This is a genomic window from Mammaliicoccus fleurettii (assembly GCF_003970575.1).
Taxonomy (GTDB): Bacteria; Bacillota; Bacilli; order Staphylococcales; family Staphylococcaceae; genus Mammaliicoccus; species Mammaliicoccus fleurettii.
The window spans coordinates 1-2,331 of sequence record NZ_RXWZ01000165.1 but is presented as its reverse complement, the minus strand read 5'-3'; the positions used below and the strand labels follow the sequence as shown (position 1 = coordinate 2,331).

The following is a 2,331-nucleotide window of genomic DNA, read 5'->3' as shown; positions in this document are numbered from 1 at the left end:
TATAAAGCATAAGAAGACACCTCAGCTATGCTGAGTGACACGGAGTGGCATTGTGTCCCCTTATGCTCTTAGCAGAGAATCTGAAAAGAAGTTAAAAACATCAAAATACAAAGTAAGAAATGTATAAAAAGGTTTGTTGTCTTTTATGCCGAGAAAACTTTTTGAAAAAGAAAAGAACCCTAAAATAAACTTAAAGCGCAAGCGTTCGGATAGCGCTAGCTATTAAACCGAACGATTGACACGCTTTGGGTTTTTAGGGTTCAAAGTTTCTATTCAAAAAGGAAATTGGAATAAATTTAATTCTTTATAAGCCTGTTTTGTAAGTTGCTTGTTTTAATCTAGATGTTCCACTTCCGTAAACTTCTACAGTGATATAGCTAGTATATCCTAGACCTGATACTTTTCCTACTTTTCCTAACCATTTATGTTTTGAAGTACTACTTATAGACCAAACACTTGGGTCTAACTTAGTTATTTTTGAAGGTCTTGTATGAGTATATGTTGCACCACTAGCTAATACTTGTTTTGTTGCACTTTTAACTTTTCCTGATCCATAAACAAAAGTTCCTCTTAGTTGATGAGTAAATCCCCAAGCGTTTACTGAACCTGAGTAATTTTTTCGACCAGATGGTTTTTTTGCCTTTGCAGCTTTATATACACTTATATTTTTTTCTTTTGTTGTGTTTTCTGGAATATCTTCTACTTTAAATTCTACACTGATATTATCTTTTATTTCAGGAACATATTGAGAAATATGTATATTTTCTTTTCCTTCTTTAATTTCATTGTTTGTTTTTTCTAGAATTTGATTCATTGCATGGTCTACTGCTTTTTGTTTGTTCAACTCATCTTCGTTGTTGTTGCTATTTGCTGAAGCATATTGTGTTGGTATAATTAAACTAGTGATAAGTATTAAAGCGATATAAATAAATATTTTAGTTTTTATCATTTTTAGTTGTACTCCTTTTTATTAGTAACTGATAAATCTAATATATATTAAGGAGGAAATAAATGGAAGCCTTATTTATTATTTTAATAATAATTTTATTATCTATAGGTATAGGAGTGTTTTTTAATAATTTGATAAATCCTGTAGATAAACGTGTATCTTTTAAAAAAATAGTTATTGTTGGTATTTTTTTAGGGATTGTTATTGGTTTATTTTTTTATTGGCAACAAATAATAAGTTTTTAAATGCGTTTGTTTTGTGTTTTTTCTTATCTTGATAATAAGGGTAACTATTGCCGGCGAGGCTAGTTACCCTTGAAGTATTGATATGACTGGCTTCAAATACAAAAAAAGTTGCTTTTCTCAGCATACTCATGTAGTGTTTTAGGTGTCGAATCTAAAAACATTATGAGAAAGGAGAAAAAGCAACTTTTTTTATTGTCATAGTTTGTGAAAACTAAGTTGTTTTTTTAAGTTATATAACATGGATAAGTATACTGAGAAGAAACTAAGAAATCAAGTGTTTCAGAAATTCATAGAGCGACATGTGGGGGAAAATCAAATGACATTGGTACGGGAATGTAATACCTTTTTGTCTTTTGTGACAGATAAGTCGTTAGAAAAAAATAAGTTATATAAAGCAAATTCATGTAAGAATCGATTTTGTCCGGTTTGTGCATGGCGTAAAGCGAGAAAAGACGCATTAGGTTTATCTTTGATGATGCAGCATGTACAAAAAGAACATAAAAAAGAGTTTATATTCTTAACGTTAACGACACCTAATGTATCTAAAAATGAATTGGAAAATGAAATTAAGCATTATAATCAGTCTTTTAGAAAATTAATTAAAAGAAAACAAGTTAATAGTGTTATTAAGGGTTATGTAAGGAAATTAGAGATTACATATAACAAAGAGCGGGACGATTATAATCCCCATTTTCACGTTTTAATTGCAGTTAACAAATCTTATTTCAAAGACACTAAATCTTATATTAGCCAGAAAGAATGGTTAAATTTATGGCGAGATGTGACGGGAATTCCAGAAATTACACAAGTTCATATTGAGAAAGTTAAGGCTAATAATGACAAAGAACTTTATGAAATGGCTAAATATTCGGGTAAAGATAGTGATTATTTAAGTAATCAAAAAGTATTCGACGCGTATTATAGTTCTTTAAAAGGTAAGCAGGTATTGGTGTATTCGGGATTATTTAAAGAGTCGAGAAAGTTATTAAAAAATGGCGATTTAGATTATTTAAAAGAGATTGATCCAACTGAATATATCTATCAAATTTTTGGTTCTGTTGCAAAGTTGAATTTATAGTATAATTTTAACAAAAAGGAGTCTTCTGTATGAACTATTTCAGATATAAACAATTTAAC

3 protein-coding genes are annotated in these 2,331 nt (G+C 29.3%); 2 read left to right on the top strand and 1 reads right to left on the bottom strand.

Annotation, left to right across the window (positions count from 1 at the left end; genetic code table 11):
- Positions 1 to 304: 304 nt before the first annotated feature.
- Positions 305 to 949, bottom strand: a complete 645-nt coding sequence (locus CD129_RS11375; RefSeq protein WP_115337969.1) for a hypothetical protein — start codon at positions 947 to 949, stop codon at positions 305 to 307.
- 62 nt (positions 950 to 1,011) lie between these two features.
- Between CD129_RS11375 and CD129_RS11370 the strand changes: the two genes are divergently transcribed.
- A complete protein-coding gene (locus tag CD129_RS11370; RefSeq protein WP_050971104.1) occupies positions 1,012 to 1,194 on the top strand; it encodes a hypothetical protein in 183 nt (60 codons plus the stop codon).
- Between the two features lie 238 nt (positions 1,195 to 1,432).
- Complete coding sequence (locus CD129_RS11365; RefSeq protein ID WP_115337973.1) at positions 1,433 to 2,272, top strand: protein rep; 840 nt, start codon at positions 1,433 to 1,435, stop codon at positions 2,270 to 2,272.
- Positions 2,273 to 2,331 lie beyond the last annotated feature (59 nt).

Excerpts from the sequence above, each read along its gene's own strand:
- CD129_RS11365 (WP_115337973.1), top strand. The coding sequence starts at position 1,433 with ATGGATAAGTATACTGAGAAGAAACTAAGAAATCAAGTGTTTCAGAAA.
- CD129_RS11375 (WP_115337969.1), bottom strand. The coding sequence starts at position 949 with ATGATAAAAACTAAAATATTTATTTATATCGCTTTAATACTTATCACT.
- CD129_RS11370 (WP_050971104.1), top strand. The coding sequence starts at position 1,012 with ATGGAAGCCTTATTTATTATTTTAATAATAATTTTATTATCTATAGGT.